19 protein-coding genes are annotated in these 20,127 nt (G+C 61.4%); 10 read left to right on the top strand and 9 right to left on the bottom strand.

Annotated features, from left to right (window positions below):
* Nucleotides 1-1,690 (top strand): GDYXXLXY domain-containing protein (locus tag WBB14_RS07730; protein ID WP_424239317.1); only part of this gene is annotated, 1,690 nt, incomplete at its 5' end.
* On the opposite strand, the gene gluQRS is transcribed toward WBB14_RS07730, so the two are convergent.
* The 4 genes from gluQRS to WBB14_RS07710 all read right to left on the bottom strand — a co-directional run bounded on the left by gluQRS (nt 1,677) and on the right by WBB14_RS07710 (nt 6,500).
* Nucleotides 1,677-2,573, bottom strand: a complete 897-nt coding sequence (gene gluQRS / locus WBB14_RS07725) for a tRNA glutamyl-Q(34) synthetase GluQRS (protein ID WP_424239316.1) — start codon at nt 2,571-2,573, stop codon at nt 1,677-1,679. The two genes, WBB14_RS07730 and gluQRS, sit on opposite strands and share 14 nt — an antisense overlap.
* A 66-nt stretch (nt 2,574-2,639) precedes the next feature.
* Entirely contained in the window at nt 2,640-3,098 is a 459-nt protein-coding gene (locus WBB14_RS07720) for a DUF494 family protein (RefSeq protein ID WP_013390832.1), read from the bottom strand.
* Between the two features lie 240 nt (nt 3,099-3,338).
* The gene (locus WBB14_RS07715) at nt 3,339-5,363 is read right to left on the bottom strand and encodes a TRAP transporter permease (RefSeq protein ID WP_424239315.1); all 2,025 of its coding nucleotides are present in this window, start codon (nt 5,361-5,363) and stop codon (nt 3,339-3,341) included.
* Between the two features lie 177 nt (nt 5,364-5,540).
* A complete protein-coding gene (locus WBB14_RS07710; RefSeq protein WP_424239314.1) occupies nt 5,541-6,500 on the bottom strand; it encodes a TAXI family TRAP transporter solute-binding subunit in 960 nt (319 codons plus the stop codon).
* Between the two features lie 252 nt (nt 6,501-6,752).
* Between WBB14_RS07710 and WBB14_RS07705 the strand changes: the two genes are divergently transcribed.
* On the top strand, nt 6,753-7,892 hold the full coding sequence (locus WBB14_RS07705) for a DSD1 family PLP-dependent enzyme (RefSeq protein WP_424239313.1): 1,140 nt from the start codon (nt 6,753-6,755) through the stop codon (nt 7,890-7,892).
* A 71-nt stretch (nt 7,893-7,963) separates the two neighbouring features.
* Here the strand turns inward: WBB14_RS07705 and WBB14_RS07700 are convergent, their stop codons facing one another.
* From WBB14_RS07700 to WBB14_RS07690, 3 genes are all read right to left on the bottom strand, one after another.
* Nucleotides 7,964-8,092, bottom strand: coding sequence for an entericidin A/B family lipoprotein (locus WBB14_RS07700; RefSeq protein ID WP_332015454.1), 129 nt, complete (start codon nt 8,090-8,092; stop codon nt 7,964-7,966).
* A 56-nt stretch (nt 8,093-8,148) separates the two neighbouring features.
* Entirely contained in the window at nt 8,149-8,334 is a 186-nt protein-coding gene (locus WBB14_RS07695) for a CsbD family protein (RefSeq protein WP_173144686.1), read from the bottom strand.
* 222 nt (nt 8,335-8,556) lie between these two features.
* Nucleotides 8,557-10,056, bottom strand: a complete 1,500-nt coding sequence (locus WBB14_RS07690; RefSeq protein WP_424239312.1) for a PAS domain S-box protein — start codon at nt 10,054-10,056, stop codon at nt 8,557-8,559.
* Between the two features lie 181 nt (nt 10,057-10,237).
* Between WBB14_RS07690 and WBB14_RS07685 the strand changes: the two genes are divergently transcribed.
* Nucleotides 10,238-10,489 carry a hypothetical protein gene (locus tag WBB14_RS07685; RefSeq protein ID WP_424239311.1) on the top strand — a complete coding sequence of 84 codons (252 nt, stop codon included), beginning with the start codon at nt 10,238-10,240 and terminating at the stop codon, nt 10,487-10,489.
* 93 nt (nt 10,490-10,582) lie between these two features.
* Here the strand turns inward: WBB14_RS07685 and WBB14_RS07680 are convergent, their stop codons facing one another.
* The gene (locus tag WBB14_RS07680; protein ID WP_424239310.1) at nt 10,583-11,548 is read right to left on the bottom strand and encodes a Bug family tripartite tricarboxylate transporter substrate binding protein; all 966 of its coding nucleotides are present in this window, start codon (nt 11,546-11,548) and stop codon (nt 10,583-10,585) included.
* Nucleotides 11,549-11,758: 210 nt separating this feature from the next.
* Here WBB14_RS07680 and WBB14_RS07675 point away from each other — a divergent pair, with 210 nt between their 5' ends.
* The 4 genes from WBB14_RS07675 to WBB14_RS07660 all read left to right on the top strand — a co-directional run bounded on the left by WBB14_RS07675 (nt 11,759) and on the right by WBB14_RS07660 (nt 14,617).
* Entirely contained in the window at nt 11,759-12,952 is a 1,194-nt protein-coding gene (locus WBB14_RS07675) for an acetylornithine transaminase (RefSeq protein ID WP_424239309.1), read from the top strand.
* A gap of 45 nt (nt 12,953-12,997) precedes the next feature.
* On the top strand, nt 12,998-13,456 hold the full coding sequence (locus WBB14_RS07670) for a hypothetical protein (RefSeq protein ID WP_424239308.1): 459 nt from the start codon (nt 12,998-13,000) through the stop codon (nt 13,454-13,456).
* Nucleotides 13,457-13,536: 80 nt separating this feature from the next.
* Nucleotides 13,537-14,181, top strand: coding sequence for a hypothetical protein (locus WBB14_RS07665; RefSeq protein ID WP_424239307.1), 645 nt, complete (start codon nt 13,537-13,539; stop codon nt 14,179-14,181).
* Nucleotides 14,182-14,287: 106 nt separating this feature from the next.
* Complete coding sequence (locus WBB14_RS07660) at nt 14,288-14,617, top strand: YegP family protein (RefSeq protein ID WP_424239306.1); 330 nt, start codon at nt 14,288-14,290, stop codon at nt 14,615-14,617.
* Nucleotides 14,618-14,711: 94 nt separating this feature from the next.
* On the opposite strand, the gene WBB14_RS07655 is transcribed toward WBB14_RS07660, so the two are convergent.
* Nucleotides 14,712-16,079, bottom strand: a complete 1,368-nt coding sequence (locus tag WBB14_RS07655; protein ID WP_424239305.1) for a Fic family protein — start codon at nt 16,077-16,079, stop codon at nt 14,712-14,714.
* A gap of 934 nt (nt 16,080-17,013) precedes the next feature.
* Between WBB14_RS07655 and WBB14_RS07650 the strand changes: the two genes are divergently transcribed.
* Genes WBB14_RS07650 through WBB14_RS07640 form a run of 3 tightly spaced genes read left to right on the top strand, consistent with a single transcriptional unit; the run spans nt 17,014 to nt 19,875 of the window.
* Nucleotides 17,014-17,478, top strand: a complete 465-nt coding sequence (locus tag WBB14_RS07650; protein WP_424239304.1) for an ABC-three component system protein — start codon at nt 17,014-17,016, stop codon at nt 17,476-17,478.
* On the top strand, nt 17,472-17,987 hold the full coding sequence (locus tag WBB14_RS07645) for an ABC-three component system middle component 5 (RefSeq protein ID WP_424239303.1): 516 nt from the start codon (nt 17,472-17,474) through the stop codon (nt 17,985-17,987). The genes WBB14_RS07650 and WBB14_RS07645 overlap by 7 nt, the downstream gene beginning before the upstream one ends.
* On the top strand, nt 17,974-19,875 hold the full coding sequence (locus tag WBB14_RS07640; protein WP_424239302.1) for an AAA family ATPase: 1,902 nt from the start codon (nt 17,974-17,976) through the stop codon (nt 19,873-19,875). Before WBB14_RS07645 ends, WBB14_RS07640 begins: the two co-directional genes overlap by 14 nt.
* The last annotated feature ends 252 nt before the right edge of the window (nt 19,876-20,127 follow it).

Genomic DNA, 20,127 nt, shown 5'->3' with positions numbered 1-20,127 from the left:
CGCGGACGCCGAGCCGGCCGCGGCTTCGGCCGGCAATTCGGTGGACCCGGCCGAGACCGGCGCGCCGGTCGCGCAACTGGCGGCCGCCCCGGTTCCCCAGGTGGATCCGCCCTGGTATGTGCAGTGCCTGCTGGGCCTTAGCGCCTGGCTGGCGACGCTGCTGCTGCTGGTGTTCGCCGCCTTCTCGGGCTTCATCACGTCTGAAAGCGGCGCGCTGGTGGTCGGGCTGGTGCTATGCGCCGCCGGCGTGGCGGTGCTGCGCAGCGATGCGGGTCCGTTCTGGCGCCAGTGCGGCACGGCCATGGCCTTTGCTGGGCAAATTTTGATCATCTTCGGGCTGTCCAGCTCGACCTCCTTCGCCAGCGCCTGCGTATTCGTGCTGCTGATGGCGGCCACGGTCTACGCGGTGGGTCCCGACGTCATCCTGCGCTTCCTGAGCGGCCTGCTGATCGCGGCAGCGGGGGCGGGCCTGATCTGGCGCGGCCTGTCGCCCGACCTGGGCGGCGAAGACCTGCTGGACGCCTGGCTGGGCTTCGACGTCATGCGCGCCACCTTCGTGTGGCTGCCCATCGCCGTGACCGGCGCCTGGGCCACCGCCGTCATTTTCAGCGTCAGCCATCGTCTGGGCGGCAAGCGCGCCCATGCGTTGCAGCCGCTGGCCTGGGCCTTCCTGCTGTCGGTGCAAGGCATGGTGTGGCTGGCGGGTGGCCTCTCCGCCCAGCAGCTGCCCGCCATGTGGCAGCTCAATCCGCATACGGCGGTGCTGGTTATCGCAGGTGCGCTGCTGCCCGTGGCGGCTGCCTTTGCGGTGCTGTGGCCCCGCCGCCACGTGCTGACGGCTGGCGTCACCTGGGGCGTCCCGATAGCCCTGTTGATCCTGGCGCTGTTCTGGCTGCCCAGCCCCGGCGTGGGTTTCGCGCTGGCCTGGCTGCTGCTGGGCTTCGGCTTGAACCAGTCGCGCCTGGTCGTGTTCGGCGTGATCAGCCTGCTGGCCTACCTGGGCGTCTATTACTACCAGTTGGACGTGCCGCTGCTGCAAAAAGCCTTGTGGCTGGGCGGCGCGGCCTTGCTGCTGTTCGTCCTGCGCGCCCTGGTCTGGCTGGTGCCGCGCCTGATGCGCACCTTGCCGCCCAGCCGGCGCGTTCCCCTGCCGCCGGTCTCGGCGCCCTTGCGTTGGCGCACGCAGGCCATCCTGGGCGGCCTGGCGCTGGTGCTGGTGGTTGCCAACGGCGGCATCTGGCAGCGCGAAAAGCTGCTGGCCTCGGGCAAGGTGGTCATCCTGGAACTGGCGCCGGTCGATCCGCGTTCGCTGATGCAGGGCGACTACATGGCGCTGAACTTCGCGGCCAGCCGGGAAGTCACGCGCCTGCGGCTGGGCGGCGAGCGTCCCGAGGCCGAGGACTCCGTCATGGGCTACGAGCCGGACGGCTATGTGATGTTGCAGACCGACGCGCGCGGTGTGGGCCAGCCTCTACGCATCCAGCCCGACACGCATCCGCATACGGATGGGGAAGTGCCGTTGCGCTATCGCATCCGCGACAACAGCGTGCGCATCGTGACCAACGCCTATTTCTTCCCGGAAGGCCAGGCCGAGCGCTATCAGGTCGCCAAGTACGGCGAGCTGCGCGTGGCGGATAACGGCGAGGCGCTGCTCGTCCGGATGCTGGACCAGGACCTCAAGCCGCTGTAACGGCGGGCAGCGGGAAGCGCCGCGCCCATTGCGCGGTGGCTTCCCGCAGGAATTGACCGCGGTCCGTGGTCTCGATGGGGCCGAAGCCCAGGGCGCGCCAGGCGGCCATCAGCGCCGCCAGGGGCGCGCCGGTGTCGATGGGTGGGGCGCCGTTCTGCTTGGACAGTTTCAGACCGCTGGACGCGTCCAGGATCAGCGGCACGTGCAGGTAGCGCACCGGCGGCAGCCCCAGCAACCCGCCCAACACGCGCTGGCGCGCCGTGGAGCTCAACAGGTCCGCGCCGCGCACAACGTCGGTCACGCCTTGCGCGGCGTCGTCCACCACCACCGCCAACTGGTAGGCCCATAGGCCGTCGGCGCGTCGCAAGGCGATGTCGCCCACGGCCTGCGCCACGTTCTGTTCCTGCGGTCCCAGCCAGCGGTCCACAAAATGTTCCACGCCTTCCGGCATGATCACGCGCCAGGCGCGGGCCACGCGGCCTTCCGGCAGGCCATGGCGGCAGGTGCCGGGATACGGGCGCTCGCCATCGGCGCCGGGCGCGGTCTGGCCGCGCAGCGCCGAGTCAGCGATTTCGCGCCGGGTGCAGCCGCAGCCGTAGATCAGGCCGCGTGCGGCCAGCGAGTCGAAGGCGGCCTGATAGGCGTCGTTGCGGCGCGATTGCCACATGATGTCGTCGTCCCAGGCCAGGCCCAGCGCATCCAGTTGGCCCATGATGACCTCGGCTGCGCCCGGCACCGTGCGCGGCGTGTCCACGTCTTCGATGCGCAGCAGCCAGCGCCCGTTCTGGGCGCGCGCGTCCAGCCAGCTGGCCAGCGCGGCCACCAGCGAGCCCGCATGCAGCGGTCCGCTGGGGCTGGGGGCGAAACGGCCGACGTAGTTCACGATGGGACGCCCGCGCGGCCTTGCGCGCGGGGTGGGGAAAGCGGCATCAAGCGACGCGGATGCCGGTCAATGCAGCAGGCGCACGCCGTCCTCGTCCAGCAGCTCTTCCAGGACCAGGTTGTCGATCTCGGCTTCCTGGCTCCAGAGAACCATGAGGGCGATGATCTTGATCTTGGACAGCGGCACGGGCGTTTCCGGCGAAGCCAGGCCTCGGTCGATGACGATTTCGCGCAGCGGCGCGGGCAGCACGCCGGCCGATTCCAGGAAGGCGATGAAGCCGATGGATTCGGTGCCGAGCTGCTGGTATTCGTTGTCGGTGTAGATCCGGGTGCCGGTGGCGGGCGCCTGGGCGAGGTCGACGCAGCGTTCGGTGGTTTCGGCCAGGCCGTAGAGCCAGCCGAGGGCGTCGTCGATGTCTTCGTGCTCGAAACCGGCGGCGGCAAGCCGCTTTGCGAGCACATCGGCCGCAGGACAGGCTTGCGGCGTGTAGTAATTCTCGTACAGATAAACCAGGATATCGAACATATGGCGCAGTTTTGTGCCTGTGTGCACAGTCGGCCCGGAGATCGGCAGACCAGCAAACATGAATTTTACTTTACGCTGATTTAAATAGCCCGGCAACCGGCGGGAAGGTGGAATGTTGTATGGCGTCACCTTGCGACAACACGCGCACATTTTCAGCCTAAATGCCGCCAATATTCATGATTCGGAGCAAAAAGGGGCGGGTCTCAACGATCCGCCCCTTTTTGTGTGCAGGCCGTTTCGTCAGGCGGCCTTGGGGGCGCTTTCCAGCTTCAGCTGCGCCAGTTGGCGCATGAACACCGGGATGCAGATCGCCAGCCCGATCAGGCCGCTGGTCAACCCTGGCAGGATCGTCAGCAAGGCGCCGATGGTGCAAAGCCAGCGCTCCCAGCTCTTCATGCCCACCAGCATGTAACGCGAGAAAGCCGCCGACAGCAGCACCAGGCCGACCATGCAGCCGAACAGCGTCACGAAGAAGTCGTACCAGGTGAAGCCCTGCACCGAGATCAGCAGCGACGGCGAGAACACGAATACGAAGGGCACGATCAGCTTGGTGATGCCCAGCCTGAAGGCCGTGTTGCCGGTCTTGAATGGATCGCTGCCCGCCATCCCGGCCGCCGCATACGCCGCCAGCGCCACCGGTGGCGTGATGTCCGCCAGGATGCCGAAATAGAACACGAAGAAGTGCGCCGCGATGGGCTGCACGCCCAGCTGCACCAGCGTGGGGGCGGCCACCGCCACCATGATCAGGTAGTTTGCCGTGGTGGGCACGCCGCAGCCCATCAGGATGCAGACGATGCCGGTCATGATGAGCGCGGCGATCAGCGTCAGCGTCTGCATGTTGGCCAGCGCGTCTGGGATGATCATGGCCGCGCCGCCCGCCAGCACCTGCGAGGCCGAGATCACGATGTACGAGATCTTGAAGCCCACGCCCGTCAGCGTCACCACCCCGATCACGATGCCCACCGTGCCCGCCGCTGCGCCCACCGCCAGCGCGTATTTGGCGCCAGTCTCGAAGGCTTCGTACAGGTCGCGCCAGCGCAGCCGCTGGAACGGATTCAGCAGGCCCACCAGGATGCAGCCGGTAATGCCGGCGAAGGCAGCCAGGTACGGCGTGCGGCCGCTGGCCAGCACGCCAATCAGCAGGACCAGCGGGATCAGCGTCGGCCAGCGCATCTTGAACGACTGCTTGAGCTTGGGCATTTCCTCTTCGGTCAGGCCGCGCAGGCCTTCGCGCTTGGCCTCGAAGTGCACCTGCATGAACATGCCGAAGAAGTACAGGAAGGCCGGGAAGATGCCCGCGATGGCGATCTGCTGATACGGAATGCCCAGGAATTCGATCATCAGGAACGCCGCCGCGCCCATGATGGGCGGCGTGATCTGCCCGCCCGTGCTGCTGGCCGCTTCCACGCCTGCGGCAAAGTGCCGCGGATAGCCGATGCGGATCATGGCCGGAATGGTTAGCGAGCCGACCGTGACCGCATTGGCCACCGACGAGCCCGACAGCATGCCGAACATGGCCGAACCGAACACCGACACCTTGGCCGGCCCGCCCGCGTAGCGTCCGGCGATCGTCGAGGCCACGTCCAGGAACAGCTGGCCCAGGCCGATGCGGGTGGCCAGTACGCCGAACAGCACGAAGTGGAAGACATAAGTGGCGACCACGCCGACCGCCACGCCGTACACGCCCTGGCTGGTCAGGTACATGTGGTTGACGACCTGCGACCAGGTATTGCCGGCATGCTTGAGCAGGCCCGGGAAATACGGCCCGAACATGGCGTAGGCCATGAATACCAGCGCGATGATGGGCAGCGGCCAGCCCATGGCGCGGCGCGTGGCCTCCAAGAGGCCGATCAGCAGGATGGACCCCATCAGCACGTCCATGGGCATGGGATTGCCCACGCGGAACGCCAGGTCCTCGAAGATATAGGGGATGTACAGCACCGACAGCGCCAACGCGATGGCGATGATCCAGTCGTATAGCGGAATGCCGCCAGGCGACAACCAGGTGGACTTGGGCTGGCGCTGGTAGTGCGACTTGGAAAAGCCGAATACCAGGAAGATCAGGCTCAGCACGAAGGCCAGGTGCACGCCCCGGTGCGTCGCCTCGCGCAGCAGACCGAAGCCGGCCGTGTAGTAGTGAAACAGGGACAAGGTGACGAGCAGGCCCGACACGATCCAGGTGGCCGTCTTGTCCAGCGGCCGGAAGCGGATTTCCGAATCGTACTTTTCCGCCAGCTGCTGGGTTTTCTCGTGGTCAATTTCCATCGCGGTGAGTCTCTGGTGATACAGCAAGCAGGGCCGCTCGTGGCGGCCCTGCAAAATTCAGATGTCCAGTGGCACGATGCGGCCCGATCAGGGCCGCCGTGGAGCCGGCTTTGCCGGTCCACGCGCGGCGCCCCCTTGAGGGGGAAGCGCCGCAGGCGCTTCGGGGGTGGGGCCCATTTATTTCAGCAGACCGACTTCTTTGTAGAACTTCTCCGCGCCCGGGTGGAACGGGATGCCCGCGCCCTTGACGGCGTTTTCCTTGGTGATGAGCTTGCCCTTGGCGTGGCCGGCGTCCAGCGTCTTGCGCGTGGCGTCGCTGTACAGCGCCTTGGTCACTTCGTACACGGTCTGCTCGGGGATCTTGGCCGACGTGACCATCTGCGCGTTGACCGAAATGGTCTTCACTTCGGGGATGTTCTGGTACGTGTTGGCGGTGATCACGTCAGGCGTGAAGAATTCCTGCTTGCCGCGCAGCGCATCGATTTCCGGGCCGACCAGCGACACCAGTTCGATATTGCCCGTGGAGGCCAGTTCGGCGATCGCGCCGGCGGGGGCGCCGCCCACGAAGAAGAACGCGTCCAGGCCGCCGTCCTTGAGCTTGTCGCCGGCCTGGTTGGGCTTGAGGTATTCGGCCTTGATGTCCTTATCGGTCAGGCCGTAGGCGCCCAGGATCAGGCGCACGTCCACCAGGGTGCCGGAACCCGGCTCGTCCATGGACACGCGCTTGCCCTTCAGGTCCGCCACGCCCTTGATGCCCGAGCCCTTGCGCGTCACCAGATGGATGCTTTCCGGGTACAGCGTGGCGATCAGGCGCAGGTCCTGGGCCTTGGGCTTGCCTTCGAAGGTGCCGGTGCCGCTATAGGCCCAGAAGGCCACGTCGGACTGCGTGAAGCCGGCTTCGAACGAGCCGCCCATGACGCCATTGATATTGGCGACCGAGCCGTTGGAAGCCACTGCGGTGGCGATGAGCTTGCCCGGCTGCGACACGGCGTTGCCGATGATGCCGCCCACGGGATAGTAGGTGCCGGCGGTGCCGCCGGTGCCGATGCGGAAGAACTGTTGGGCCTGCGCCGAACCGGCGGCGCCGACGGCGGCTGCCGCGATGGTCAGGGCGGTGATCCAGGTCTTGAGTTTCATGCGAGCTTCTCCGAATTCTTGCTGACGGGTATCAGTGATGTGATTTCTGCCGATGGGCGAATTCCCCCGGCAAAAACGCGCCTCCCCTCGGGGGCATTCTTTATGATGAAATTCTGTCATGCCCACCCCCTGTAGCCAATGATTACAGGGCTATCGTTTACCAGGGGGTCGCATCGCCCAAGGTTATGGATGGTCCCGCTTTGGTTATGGTGTCGGTTACATCCCTGCAGTGCTGATAACGGAGTTGCCAAGATGTCCCAGGAAGTCATACGCGGCATAGCGCTGCCCCCCGCCGCCCAGCCGGGCGATCCCCTTGCCCGCGTCGACACGCCCAGCCTGGCGCTGGACCTGACCGCTTTCGAAGCCAACCTGCGCGCCATGCAGGCCTGGGCCGACCGCCACGAAGTGGCCCTGCGGCCGCACGCCAAGGCCCACAAATGCCCGCAGATCGCGTTGCGGCAGCTGGCGCTGGGCGCGCGCGGCATCTGCTGCCAGAAGGTCAGCGAAGCCCTGCCCTTCGTGGCCGCTGGCATCCGTGACATCCATATCAGCAACGAAGTCGTCGGCGCGGCCAAGATGGTGCTGCTGGGCCAGCTGGCGCGCGCGGCCAAGATCAGCGTGTGCGTAGATAACGCCGAGAACCTAGCGCAACTCTCCGCCGCCATGGTCCAGGCCGGCGCCGAGATCGACGTGCTGGTGGAAGTGGACGTGGGCCAGGGCCGCTGCGGCGTGTCCGACGACGCGACTGTGCTGGCGCTGGCGCAGCAGGCGCGTGACTTGCCGGGCCTGAACTTCGCGGGCCTGCAGGCCTATCACGGCTCGGTGCAGCACTACCGCACGCGCGAGGAACGCGCCACCGTCTCCCGCCAGGCCGCGCGCATCGCCGCGTCCTATGCGCAACTGCTGCGCGAAAGCGGCATCGCCTGCGACACCATTACCGGCGGCGGCACCGGCAGCGTGGAGTTCGACGCGGCCAGCGGCGTCTACACCGAATTGCAGGCCGGCTCTTACGCCTTCATGGACGGCGACTACGGCGCCAATGAATGGGGCGGCCCGCTCAATTTCCAGAACAGCCTGTTCCTGCTGTCCACGGTGATGAGCACGCCCACGCCCGACCGCGTGGTGCTGGACGCCGGCCTCAAATCGGCCTCCGCCGAATGCGGCCCGCCCGCCGTCCATGGCGAGTCTGGCCTGACCTGCGTCGCCATCAACGACGAGCACAGCGTGGTGCACGTCGAACCCGGCGCCACCGCTCCCGCGCTGGGCAGCGTGCTGCGCCTGGTGCCCGCGCACGTGGACCCGACCTTCAATCTGCACGATGGCCTGGTGGTGTTCAAGGACGGCGTGGTGCAGGACATCTGGGAGATTTCCGCCCGCGGCTTCTCGCGCTGAATCAGGACGCCCGAACGCAAAATGGCCGGCGCGCCATCAAGCGCGCCAGCCGAGCACGGGTTCCCGCAGGCCTACTGGGCCTTTTGCTGGATCTTTTCCCCGCCGCGTTCGATGTCTTTGCCGGCGCCTTCCATGGTGTTGCAGCCGGCCGTGATGGCGGTTATTGCAAGCATCAGCACAAGCCAGATTCGATGCGTCATTTTTTTCTCCTTTCGGCGTTCATGAGCGTAGCGGGTCATGCCGAAGGGCAGCCGCGCTATTTTTTGTTCAGCAAGTCGCGTGCCTGATCCTTGGCTTCGCCTACATTGCGTTGCACCTTGCCCACGGTTTTCTCCGCCTTGCCTTCAAGCTCGGTTTCGCGGTTGCCGGTCAGCTTGCCGGCGGTTTCCTTGATCGTGCCTTTGACTTCCTTGGCAGCGCCTTTGATGCGGTCGTTATCCATGGTGTCGCTCCTAATTCCAGGTTGCGTGAAACCGCCCCGGAGGGCCCCGTGGGGGCTGGGTTCCGGCTGCGGACGAACCCACTATAGGAAGCGCATGGCGCGCGCGTAAGAAGCGCGTGCACCAGATCAGCTGGTACTTCCCTACTGCCTTTTGCGTGGCTGCTTTTGGGTCTGAACCTGGGGCGGCGGCGTCTGCATGTTGGTCTGCACTCGCGTCCGCGCCTATTTCTGCGCCTGCTTGCGCGCCGGCTTTTCATAGCCCACGATGCCGCGCTGCCGCGCCCAGATGATGGCCGCGCTGCGCCGATGCACGTCCAGCTTGCTGTACAGCGCCGCCACGTGATTGCGCACCGTATTGCGCGACAAATGCAGGCTGGCCGCGATCTCCGCATCCGTGTGGCCCTGGCACATCAAGCCCAGGATCTCGCGCTCGCGCGGCGTCAGGTCGGCCAGTTCGCCTTGCCCCTGCGGCGCGCCCTGAGGCGCGCGGATCTGCGCCAGCTTCTCGATGACGGTGCGGCTGAACCACGAGGTGTCCTGCATGACCGTCTCGATCGCCTCCATCAGCTCGACCTCGCTGCGCTTGCGCTCGGTGATGTCCTGGATCGCCGCCAGCACGCAGGGCTGGTCCTGGATCGACACCGGCGCGGCCGACACCAGGCAGTCCAGCAGCGCGCCGTCGCGCGTGCGCAGCGCCATCTCCTGGCTGCGCACGCTGGCGCCTTGTTCCAGCGATGCCATGGCGCGGTCGTAGGCCTGCGGATCGGTCCACAGCTGCGCCAGCGCATCCTCGTCGCGCGCCAGCGTCTTGGCGTCATAGCCTGTCGTGGCGACGAAGGCATCGTTGACCTCCAGCAGCTCGCCCGCTGTGCTGCTCAGCGTCATGGGCACCGGCGCCAGCCGGAACGCCGTGGCGAAGCGCTGCTCGCTGTGGCGCAGCGCCGACTCGGCCTTGCGGCGCGGTTCCAGGTCGTTGAAGGTGAACAGCATGCAGGGCTGCTCCGCGACTTCGATGGGCTGGCCCGCCACCACCACCAGCTTGGTGCCGCCGCCCTGCACCGCGATGCAGGATTCCATTTGCGGAATGGTCCTGCCTTCCTCCAGTCGCTGCAGTGCGTCCTCGCGTTGCGGCGTATCGCCCAGCACGTCCAACTTGCGCAGGGACTTGCCCAGCACTTCCTCGCGTGTGTAGCCGGTCATCGCCAGAAAGCCGTCATTGACTTTCAGATAGCGCAGGTCCGCCAGCGAGCAGATCACGGCCGGCGCGGGATTGGCGTTGAAGGTTCTTTCGAAGCGCTCTTCCGCGCTGAAGCGCTCGGTCACGTCCAGCAGCACCAGCACCATGCCTTCGGCCGAGCCCTGCGCATCGCGCAGCTCCAGATTGCGCACCTGATGCATGCGGCTGAACGCCGGATCGCGCCGGCTGGTCACTTCCACCACCACGTCCTTGTAGGCCTCGCCCGCCAGCGCGCGATCCAGCGGATACTGCGCCGCGCGCAGCGCGCGATGGTTGCGGTAGCGCAGCGCAAACGCCTTGCGGTAGCCGGCGGCGGTGCCGCCCAACGCGGCCAGATCCGTCACGCCGTGCATGGCCAGCGCCGTGTCATTGGCCCAGACGATGCGCCGGTCCTGATCCAGCAGGATGATGCCCTCGATCAGGCCGTCAATGATTTCCAGCAGATGGCGGCGTTCCGTCGTGAACGCCGTGGCGGTCTTCTTCATCCTGACTCCTCGGTGTGCAAAACCGGGCCGCTGGCGTGCGGCCGCAAGATAGGAAGAAAGTACTAGATAAAGTCGTCCCGCGTGATCTGGGCGTGCGCGGACCAGGCTTCTATCGTGGTCCTGCACCGATACGCGTGCTGCTTCGCGTGAAACGCTTTGCGTGAATCTTCAGGAGATATCCATGAACACGAACCAGAAGCCCGGCGATCCCTCCAACCAACCCGGCATCGACCCGTCCCAACGTCCCGGCCAAGAACCCGGCGGCGCGCCGGAGAAGCAGGCGCCCGGCCAAGTGCCGGGCCAACCCGGTCCCGATGAGGTCGATCCGGGCCGCATGCCGCCGGAAGTGCCCGGCAATCCGGGGCAGCCAGCAGAAAAGCCCCGGCAACCCGGCGAGCCCGGACGGCCGGGCCAGCCGGGTGATCCGGCTTAAGCCGGCCCACCCATAGCTTTACCTCAACCCATCATGAAAACCGCCCCGGCGTTGCGGGGCGGTTTGTTGCGGGCATGGCGTCTTGCGTTCTTGTCAGTCGACCTGCGCGCCCGACTGCTTCACCGCTTCACCCCACTTCGTCACTTCGCCCGCGATGAAAGCCCCCGTCGCATCAGGCGTCAGCGGCATCGGCTCTGCACCGCGGTCGCGGAAGAACTTCTGCATGTCCGGCGAATTCAGCACCTGGCCGATCTGCTTGCTCAGATAGTTCGTCACCTCGGCCGGCGTATCGCGCGGCGCCAGCACCGCCGCCCAGCCTATGGCCTCGAAACCCGGATAACCCGATTCCGCCACCGTCGGCACGTCCGGCAGCTGCGGCAGGCGCTTGGCCGTCGTCACCGCCAACGCCACCGCCTTCTTGCTCTGCACATGCGGCAGGCCGGCAGTCACCGAGTCCACCATCAACGGCACCTGATGCCCCAGGAAATCCGCCTGCGCCGGGCCGCTGCCCTTGTACGGGATGTGGCGGATGTCGATCTTCGCCGCCGCCTTGAACATCTCGGCCGACAAATGCTGCGTGCCGCCGATGCCCGCGCTGGCATAGGCCAGCTCGCCCGGATTGGCGCGGGCCTGCGTTACCAGCTGCTTGAGCGAGGTAATGCCCGAAGCCGGCGTCGCCAGGAACATCAGCGGCACCGAGAACACCCCCGACACCGGCGCGAAGTCCTTGGTCAGGCTGTAATTGATGGTCTTGTACAGCGTCTGGTTCACCGCCGCGGCAGAGCCCGCGATCACCAGCGTGTAGCCGTCCGGCGTCGCGCGCGCCGCCTGCTCCATCCCGATATTGCTGCCCGCGCCCGCGCGGTTCTCGACCACGATGGGCTGCTTGACGGCCGCGCCCAGCTTTTCGGCCAGCGCGCGCGCAAAGATATCGGTCGCCTGCCCGGGCGGGAACGGCACGATCAGGCGGATGGGGCGCTCGGGAAAATCGGCATGCGCGGTGGCCGCGGCCGTCGCCAGCGCCAGGCCGGCGGCAAGACTGGAAAGAATACGTTTCATGATTGGTCAGTAAAAAGCGACAAAGGGCTGCGCGCAGGGGCGCGCCTGTTGCATAAAATGTAGCTCCCGCGCTGGCGGCCCTTTTGAGGCGGCCCCGGGCGGATCGGCAGGGGGTACGTCACAATAGCATCCCCCCGTCGGTGCTAAATTCGCCTATTGGCATCGTCCAATTACTTTTAATCCCTGTTCTCTCATTCCGCAGGAACCGCCATGGAATTCAGCCAGTTCAAGACCAACGCCCTCATGGAGATCACCTCCCGCCCGGACCTCGTGTTCGTGCGCGGCCAGGGATCCTGGCTGGAGGATCACGCGGGCAAGCGATACCTGGACTTCGTCCAGGGCTGGGCCGTCAACACCCTGGGCCACAGCGCCCCGGAAATGCAGAAGGCCCTGCTGGACCAGTCCAAGCTGCTGATGAACCCCTCGCCGGCGTTCTACAACCTGCCCTCCATCGAGCTGGCCGAGCGCCTGACCGGCGCCTCGGTCTTCGACCGCGTCTTCTTCGCCAACAGCGGCGGCGAAGCCAACGAAGGCGCCATCAAGCTGGCGCGCAAATGGGGCCAGGTCAATAAGAACGGCGCCTACAAGATCATCACCATGAACCACGGCTTCCACGGCCGCACGCTGGCCACCATGTCCGCGTCCGGCAAGCCGGGCTGGGACAAGATGTTCGCCCCGCAGGTCGAGGGCTTCCCCAAGGCCGAAATCAACGACCTGGAATCCGTGCGCAAGCTGATCGACGACCAGACCGTCGCCATCATGCTCGAACCCGTGCAAGGCGAAGCCGGCGTCGTCCCCGCCAGCAAGGAATTCATGCAAGGCCTGCGCAAGCTGGCCGACGAACACAAGCTGCTGTTCATCGTTGATGAAGTGCAGACGGGTATGGGTCGTACGGGCACCATGTTTGCGTACCAGCAATCGGATGTCGTGCCGGATATCATGACGCTCGCCAAGGGTATTGGCGGCGGCGTGCCGCTGGCGGCGCTGCTGGCCCGTCAGGAAGTCTGCGTGTTCTCGCACGGTGACCAGGGCGGCACCTACAACGGCAACCCGCTCATGGCCGCCGTTGGCGTCGCCGTGTTCGACGCCCTGGCTGCGCCGGGCTTCATGGAATCCGTCAACGCCCGCGCCAAGCAACTGTCCGAAGGCCTGCTGGCCCTGTCGGCCAAGTGGGGCATGAAGGGTGAGCGTGGCATGGGCCTGCTGCGCGCACTGGTCATGGACCGCGACGACGGCCCCGCCATCGTCGAAGCCGCGCGCAATCTGGCGCCTAACGGCCTGCTGCTGAATGCGCCGCGCGGAAACCTGCTGCGCTTCATGCCGGCCTTGAATGTGACGGCGGAAGAGATCGATACGATGCTGGCGCAGTTGGATGGGTTGATTGCTCAGGTGCGTAAGGCGTAATCGGGTAGTCCGATAGCCAGTAGCAAGGGCCGCGTACAGCGGCCCTTGTCTTTTGAACGCCCGCGTACCCATCCAGCGATCGAAGAGGCCATTCTCGTCATGCCCATGAAAACAATCACAGTCATATCGGTGGAGCCGTTCACACCCGGCGACGAAAGCGCCTCCGTGACCTTGCGCAGCCAGGAAGGCGCGGTCGTCACTGCATTCTGCTGGCCTTGCACAGTCAAGGTTGGAGACGCCACCACGAACCGGCTGTCGATCCTGGACGGCGAGATTCGTGCGGCATCCGGTTCCGACTGGCCCCAGGACGAGCAGGATGCCCTGTCAGTGGAAAGCCTGGAACGGATTGGCCATTTCAAATACCGAGGAACGGGCCGTGTGATCGATCAGGATGCCGGATTGGTGGCGGTCAACGGCTTCGTCATTGAATTTGGAAGCGTGCCGTGTGATGGGTATGCTCAATTCGAAATTGACCGATTGGATATCCGAGACATCGACGATTGAAGCGTCATTGCCTTGACGGATCGACGTGCTTTGCACGGCATGTAGGGCACCCGTAACCGCACGGCACCCAAGAATCTGAAATGAAGCAAAGCAAACGTAGAACGCCAAACCCTCAGATAGCCCCAGCCCCCACAGTGTTGAAGCGGCCCATCGTCATACGGGCCTGGCGCCTGTTCTTCTGGTTCTACGTTTTTGTAGCGGCACCATTCGCAATACTGTTGTCCATCTATCTCTTGTTCGAGATGGTTCATGACCAATGGAATGGCTGGCTTCTGCTGCTTTGTTTGCTGTTGTTTGCAGGGGTGCCGTTGTCTGTGTACGGCCTGATGCCGGCCCTGCGCGCCCAACGCAAGGTGCTGCTGGAGATCAGGAACGAAGGCCTCTGGTCACCCCAGACTGGCGCGGTACCTTGGTCCAAGGTCAGATTCGTGGGTTTTCGCGGTCGTGGCGTCACAGTGACCAGCACATGGCTGGAAGTATTCGTTTCCAGCGAGTCCGAACCAGACTGCGCCTTTGACCTCGACGATACCAATATCTATCGGACCCGACGCTTGAGGCTGCGGCTCCAGCGGCTGACTATGGTCAAGGTATTTCGCCGTGAGCTGCGGAGCTATCAGTTGGTGGAGTCATCACGGGCGGCAACTGGAAGCACATTGCCGGGTGACGTCTCCTCGAAGATCAAGGCGGGCGTTTCTTCCACTCCTGTTCGCCCGAAGAACAAGTAGGTGGAGATTTCCTGAACGCAGGACGTGGGCTAACATCAACCGGCATTCATGTGTGTGCATCACAGTATCGACCCACTGTTGAACTAGCCAGATATTGGAGGTTTCCATGAGCGGTTACTACGAGTTGAAGCGCAGCGGCGATCAGTACATGTTCAATCTGAAAGCCGGAAATCATGAAGTCATTCTGACGAGCGAGCGCTACACCACTAAAACCAGCGCTCAGGACGGCATTGCATCCGTTCGTCAGAATTCGCCGCTGGATGAGCGGTATCAGCGCAAGACGGCAACTGATGGATCACCCTATTTCACGTTGAGCGCGGCAAATGGGCAATCCATTGGGCGCAGTGAAATGTACTCGGGGACCACGGCTCGGGAGAGCGGGATTGCGTCTGTGAAAGCTAACGGGCCCAGTACCGTGGTGAAAGACAACACCTGAATGGTCTGCGGTGGAGTCTAAGCCCTGATTCGCGTCTATCGGTGTCGGGAATAAGGAGCCGCAGTGTTTGCGGCTCGTGTTCCGCTGGCGTGCATCAGTGCGGCCGTCCGGCCTCGACCCATCGCTGAACCAGGTCCATCGACAACCGATAGCGTGCGCAGTTGTACACATCCAGTATGCGCAGTTCCTGCGCCAGTATCGGGCGGAACAACTGGACATCGTCTTCGGACATGCCCAGCGTCGCCGTCGCGGCCTCCGCCGTTTGCTGCTCATGCAGCACCCGGCCAATCGCCTCGTTCAGCTTTTCCCGGAATCGGAATCGCACCGGATCCGGCACGCCCGCAGCGTTGAGTTGCACGGCGTACTTGCGGATCGAGCGCCGATAGGCCCAGGCGAACAGCTCCGTCGCCAGCGTCACGTCGCCGTATTCATAGACCCCCAACATGGCGTAGACGTAGTCCTGTACCTCTACGTCCAGGAAGGACAGCGGCGCGCAGTTGTAAAGCATCAGCGGAATGTTGGCCGACAGGCGGCTGGTGCGCTTGTTGCCGTCTTCGAACGGCTGAAGATAGGCCAGGTTCACCCACAGAAAGAATGCCGCTTCCACCGGGTTTTTGATAAGCCGCGCTTTATCCACAATCTGGTCGAACATTTCCTGCAGCAACAAGGGCGCCTGGAGCGGCACGTAAGTCGTGTCCCCGATGTTGACCACGATCTGGCGGATGCGGCCCAGGCCGTCGGTATTGGCCAATAGTTCCTCCAGCAGGATCGCGTGAAGGTTGCCGATCACGGCGGACGTCAGGCCATGTGCGGGCACCGCATCGACCAGGAACTCGATGGCCCTCTTATGGTTGAGCAGCATCACTGCATCCAGATCTTCCCCGGCCCTTCCGTGCTTGAAGAGTTCCTGCGTGGCCAACAAGGAATACCGGTTGCCTTCCAGTCGAGAGGATGACCAGGACAGGTCGAGCAGCAGCGGCTCCAGTACGCGACGCGCGTAAGTCCCGGCTGGCGACTGACCTGGCATGCGGCCTTCGTCGGCCAAGTCTTGAGCTAGCGAAGACGGCAGCAGGGAGCTTTGGTTCGGCACATAGCTGTCTACGAAGGTGCGTTCGTATCCCACAGGCGCTCGCGCCGCCAACGGCTGCCGAAGCCGGGCCAGCAGGGCTTGACCACGCTCAGACCAGATCATCCCGATGGCCTCGGACGCCGGCTCCGCCAGCCGCGTGGCAATGGTCGTTGGGAGCATCGATGCGGGTGTTTCGTCCGCAATCCGATAGCGAGTGGCCCGGCCGTGCCCCTCGCGCAGTATCGCGCCGGCTTTGCGCAGGTTTTCCAATTGGCGCTTAACCGTGGACCAACTGACGCCGGTTCGGTAGGCCAGTTCGCTGGAACTTACCCAGGGCAAGTTCTCGCGCCGCTGGGCGCGCAGAAACTGAAGAATGTCTTCGCGGACGGTCATGGCAAGAGCTGAAGATGTTGAATCAGCTCAATTTAGCAGTAATCAGCTCAAGAAGTGAGCTGATTTGGTCTGATTTCGAGCTGATTGCCAATGCGTCCGCCCGAGGAAATCGATTGCGACGATTGTGTCACTCACGCATCAACGCCAAAACGAGTACTTTGCCGCCAACAGAGATGATTGCGGCATTCCGACGTGGTTGTTATCCGAGGTGAGGCCGGTCCGATACGCCACCACGGCGTCCCAACGGCTGTAGCCGGGGCGGAGCACGTTGTATGCGGGCAAGCGAGTGCTATGCGCGTATCGCTCCGCCGATGCGCGAAGTATTCAGCGAGCCGGCGGGAAATTGTAGTCAGACACCATTATTTCTGTCTTCCTTCAAACGGTTTGGCCGCCTGATGAAGGGCATAAGACTGGTGTCATGCACGCCCTGATCACCTACAAGCCGAAAGCTTGCCCCGTCCTGTGCAACAAGCCATTGATTCAGAATGAATTTCCCTGGGAATTCGTGGGGAACCCTCAGAGTCTGACACCATTATTTATATGCGGAATAATAAAAAGGCATAATTCCTGATTCGCTGTTACGATGCCAGCACGACATAGTGTTGTGACGCTTCGCGAGCAGCACCGAGATACCGGCCTGCAGTCATCAGATCAACAGAAACGAGGCAAGCATGCAGTACCTTTCTGAAATACTGAGTTTTTTGGGTGGATTGTTCTCCGGTTGGGTCTTAAAAATAATCGTAGATAGATCCAAGAATGTCACAACCATATATAACAATAAAACCCATGGCGACATTGCTGGACGCGATGTCATCAAGAAGTAGTGGCTCACATGGCGAGCCTGGTAACTACAGTCCGCGATAACACGGTCGAGGGCGACGTCGCGGGTAGAGACATACATAAGACATACGTTGGTGCGCGTGAACCGACCGCTATGGCTAAGCTCGTCGAGCAATATCTCGCGGAGACGCGTGCGGACCAGACGCTTTCTGCATGGACCGAGAAGCTTGAACACTTTCTCACCAACGAAACTAGTCCTGACATTCGAGGGCTTGAGGAGAAATTGCTAGCTTCAGGACGAGACGATCTGCTAACGGTCGCACGAATGAGAAAGCAGTCGGCTTATAAAGCAATTATGCGTCAGCAAGGCTCAAAGTCGGCGCAGACGATATACACTTTTCTGATGGCGGAGATTGTTGTCAATTTTGAGCAATCGGTTTTGCCGCTGATTCAGGCTGGAGCCGAGCGTGGAGTAGTAGATGCTGCGATGCTCGATAACGTAATATCGCCATCGCTGAGAATGCTCGAAAGCAACCCACTCATGCTAGATAAAATGGATATTCAAGGATTAGTCTATTTCTTGGCAGGAAACTGTTACGTCAGGTGGGATGCATGTTAATTTATGATCCGGCCCTGGATCCTTACCATAGTGCAGTACGAATACTAGCCATAGCTATCGCGGCTACGCAGCGAAAGACAGAGTTAACCGTGGACGCAGCTAGAATTGCTGACTATTTCCTTGTCTACCCCCATAAGCTGCTAGGTTTTAAATTCCCGAACGAATATCGAACTTTGCGTACTGCGGTGAAGGCGACGGAAAATCCCTATCGGAATACCTACGGGAGTCGCGCCGCATTCGAGAGAATGAGACCAATTTTTTTTGCTGCGTTGAGTGGGCTGGTAGGCGCAAAGTTGATTGATGTTGAAGCATTGAAGCGTGGCATTCTCTCCATTATTCCTAGCTCTTCCATTCCGGATCCCTTAGCCGCTGCGGTCTCCCGCTTTCGCGATCGCCAGACCGAAGTTGGGAACTTTGTACTTTCCGAGTTACTTGGATTGCCTGCTAATGGTGAAAATGGACTAAAACACCGCTCCGGACTCATAGAGTATCGTTATGACCTTGCTTAAACCGACTATTTTAGTAGATCGACTGATTGTCAAAAAAGACGCTAAATGCGTTATGGACATGTCGTTTCATGCTGGTCTGAATGTAATTGCCGGAGAAAATAGTTCTGGAAAAACCACGGCTATTCGGTTCATCGCGTATGCGCTTGGTTCCGAAAATATTCACTTTAATCAGTTTGCATTGCTCTGTGACGATGTCTATCTGGAGATAAGCGCCAACGAGGCGGTGGTAACTCTGCGGCGCTCTATCAGCACGCAAGTTATGCAGCCGGTTTCCATATTTTGGGGTGACATAGAAACAGCCGTTGATGCGGGGCCGTCGCTCTGGCAACAGTATCCATTCAAGCGGAGTGAATCTAAAGAGAGTTTTTCTCAGATATTGTTTCGAATTTTGGAAATGCCTGAGTTACGTGGAGAGGGGGGATCTAATATCACAATGCATCAGTTGATGCGTTTGATTTATTCAGATCAGGAAACGCCGTCGTCAGAAATATTCCGCTATGACCGTTTTGATCGCGCGATAACGCGGGCAGCCGTAGGTGATTATCTTCTTGGCATCGATTCCACTGAGCTTTACGAGCTGAAGCTAAAAGAGTCCGCCGCTGATAAAGAGGCGGTAGCGTTTCGTACAAGCATAAAGACAATTTACAGCACCTTTGGAAATTCGGGGACAAATATATCGCTTGAGTTTATCGATAATCAGGTCCAAGTGCTTGCGAGCGAAATTTCGACTCTCCAGGAAAGACTGGATAATGCAAGTGCCGACGCTAGTAAGCAAAGTTCGTCGTCCAAGGAAGACGATGCGCTGAGGAAGCAATTAAGCGAGGCGCATACCAAATTATCTAGCCTTAAGGAAAGGCGGCTTGAACTGCAAGTAGAGATCGCTGATTCTGAGTTGTTCTTGAAGGAACTGGAGGAACGTCTATTTAGCCTAGAGGAATCAGCCGTCGCAGAATCATATCTGGGTACGGCGGTATTTTCTTTCTGCCCTAGTTGCCTAACAAAACTTGAACCTTTGGAAGGGCGCGAGTCCACTTGTTCCCTATGTAAATCTGCAGTAGCAGAAGACTCAGCACGCTCGCAACTCGCAAGAATGAGAAACGAACTTGCATTGCAATTGAAGGAGTCAGGTGTAATACGCACTCAACAGTTAGCGGAGCTCGATTCGATTCTGCTCGACTTGCCGTCGATAGAAGTGCGATTGAGATCATTGGAGACCAAGTTCAAACGGAATCAGTCCCATTGGAGATCGCCAGCTCAAATCTTGATCGAATCACTTTCCAAGGAAATTGGTAGAAAAGAGCAAGAAATAAAGAATGCGCTAGAGCTAAAGAAGCTCGCGGACCTTCTCGAAAGATTAACGCATAAGCTCGGCGAAGCAGAAAACCAGTTGGAGTGGACCCGAGGGCGCATCGATGCAGTAATGCGAGAGCAGTCGGGGCGAAGGAATAAGGCCTATCTAGCCATCGCGGATAAGTTAAAAGCGATTCTTAAGGAAGACCTGTTCCGAGAAGCGGCGTTCGCCGAGGCTTCGGAAATTGACATCGATTTTGCGGCGAATCAAATAACAATTGATGGCCTCAAGCAATTCTCAGCGAGTTCGATGGTATTTTTGCGCCATGCATTTCATCTGGCACTGCTATTCGCCTCTCTTGAGCAGGTGTACTTTCGCTATCCTCGCCTATTAATTCTGGACGGAATCGAAGACGGGGGCATGGAAGTTGAGCGAAGTTACAATTTTCAAAAAATAATCGCCAAGCTTTCTGGAGAGTCAAGTGTCGTCCATCAGATTATCATGACCACCATGAGTGTATGTCCGGAGTTAGATAACAATAATTATATTTCTGGGCCAAAATTTACGCATGATGAAAAATCGCTAAAAATAAAATAAAATTACCTCCCCCCCAAAGCCGGGAAAAAACGTGCCAGACTAAAATTTCGCCAGCCGCATGCTGTCCAAGTGTAGTCTGGCGCCTTTATTTAACGCCTTCTGATGCATCCATGCGTACCGGCCATGAACGATACGATAAGCTTGAGAAATACATCGAGCTTATCGTAGCGAATCTGATCACTGGTCGATGCGACATTAGTCGTCCTGCTCCTTACGGATTTAAAAAATGGTGTCAGACTGCAATTCCGCTGG

It is taken from the genome of Achromobacter sp. (assembly GCF_049647645.1).
Lineage (GTDB): Bacteria > Pseudomonadota > Gammaproteobacteria > Burkholderiales > Burkholderiaceae_B > Achromobacter.
This window is presented reverse-complemented; position numbering and strand designations above follow the sequence as displayed.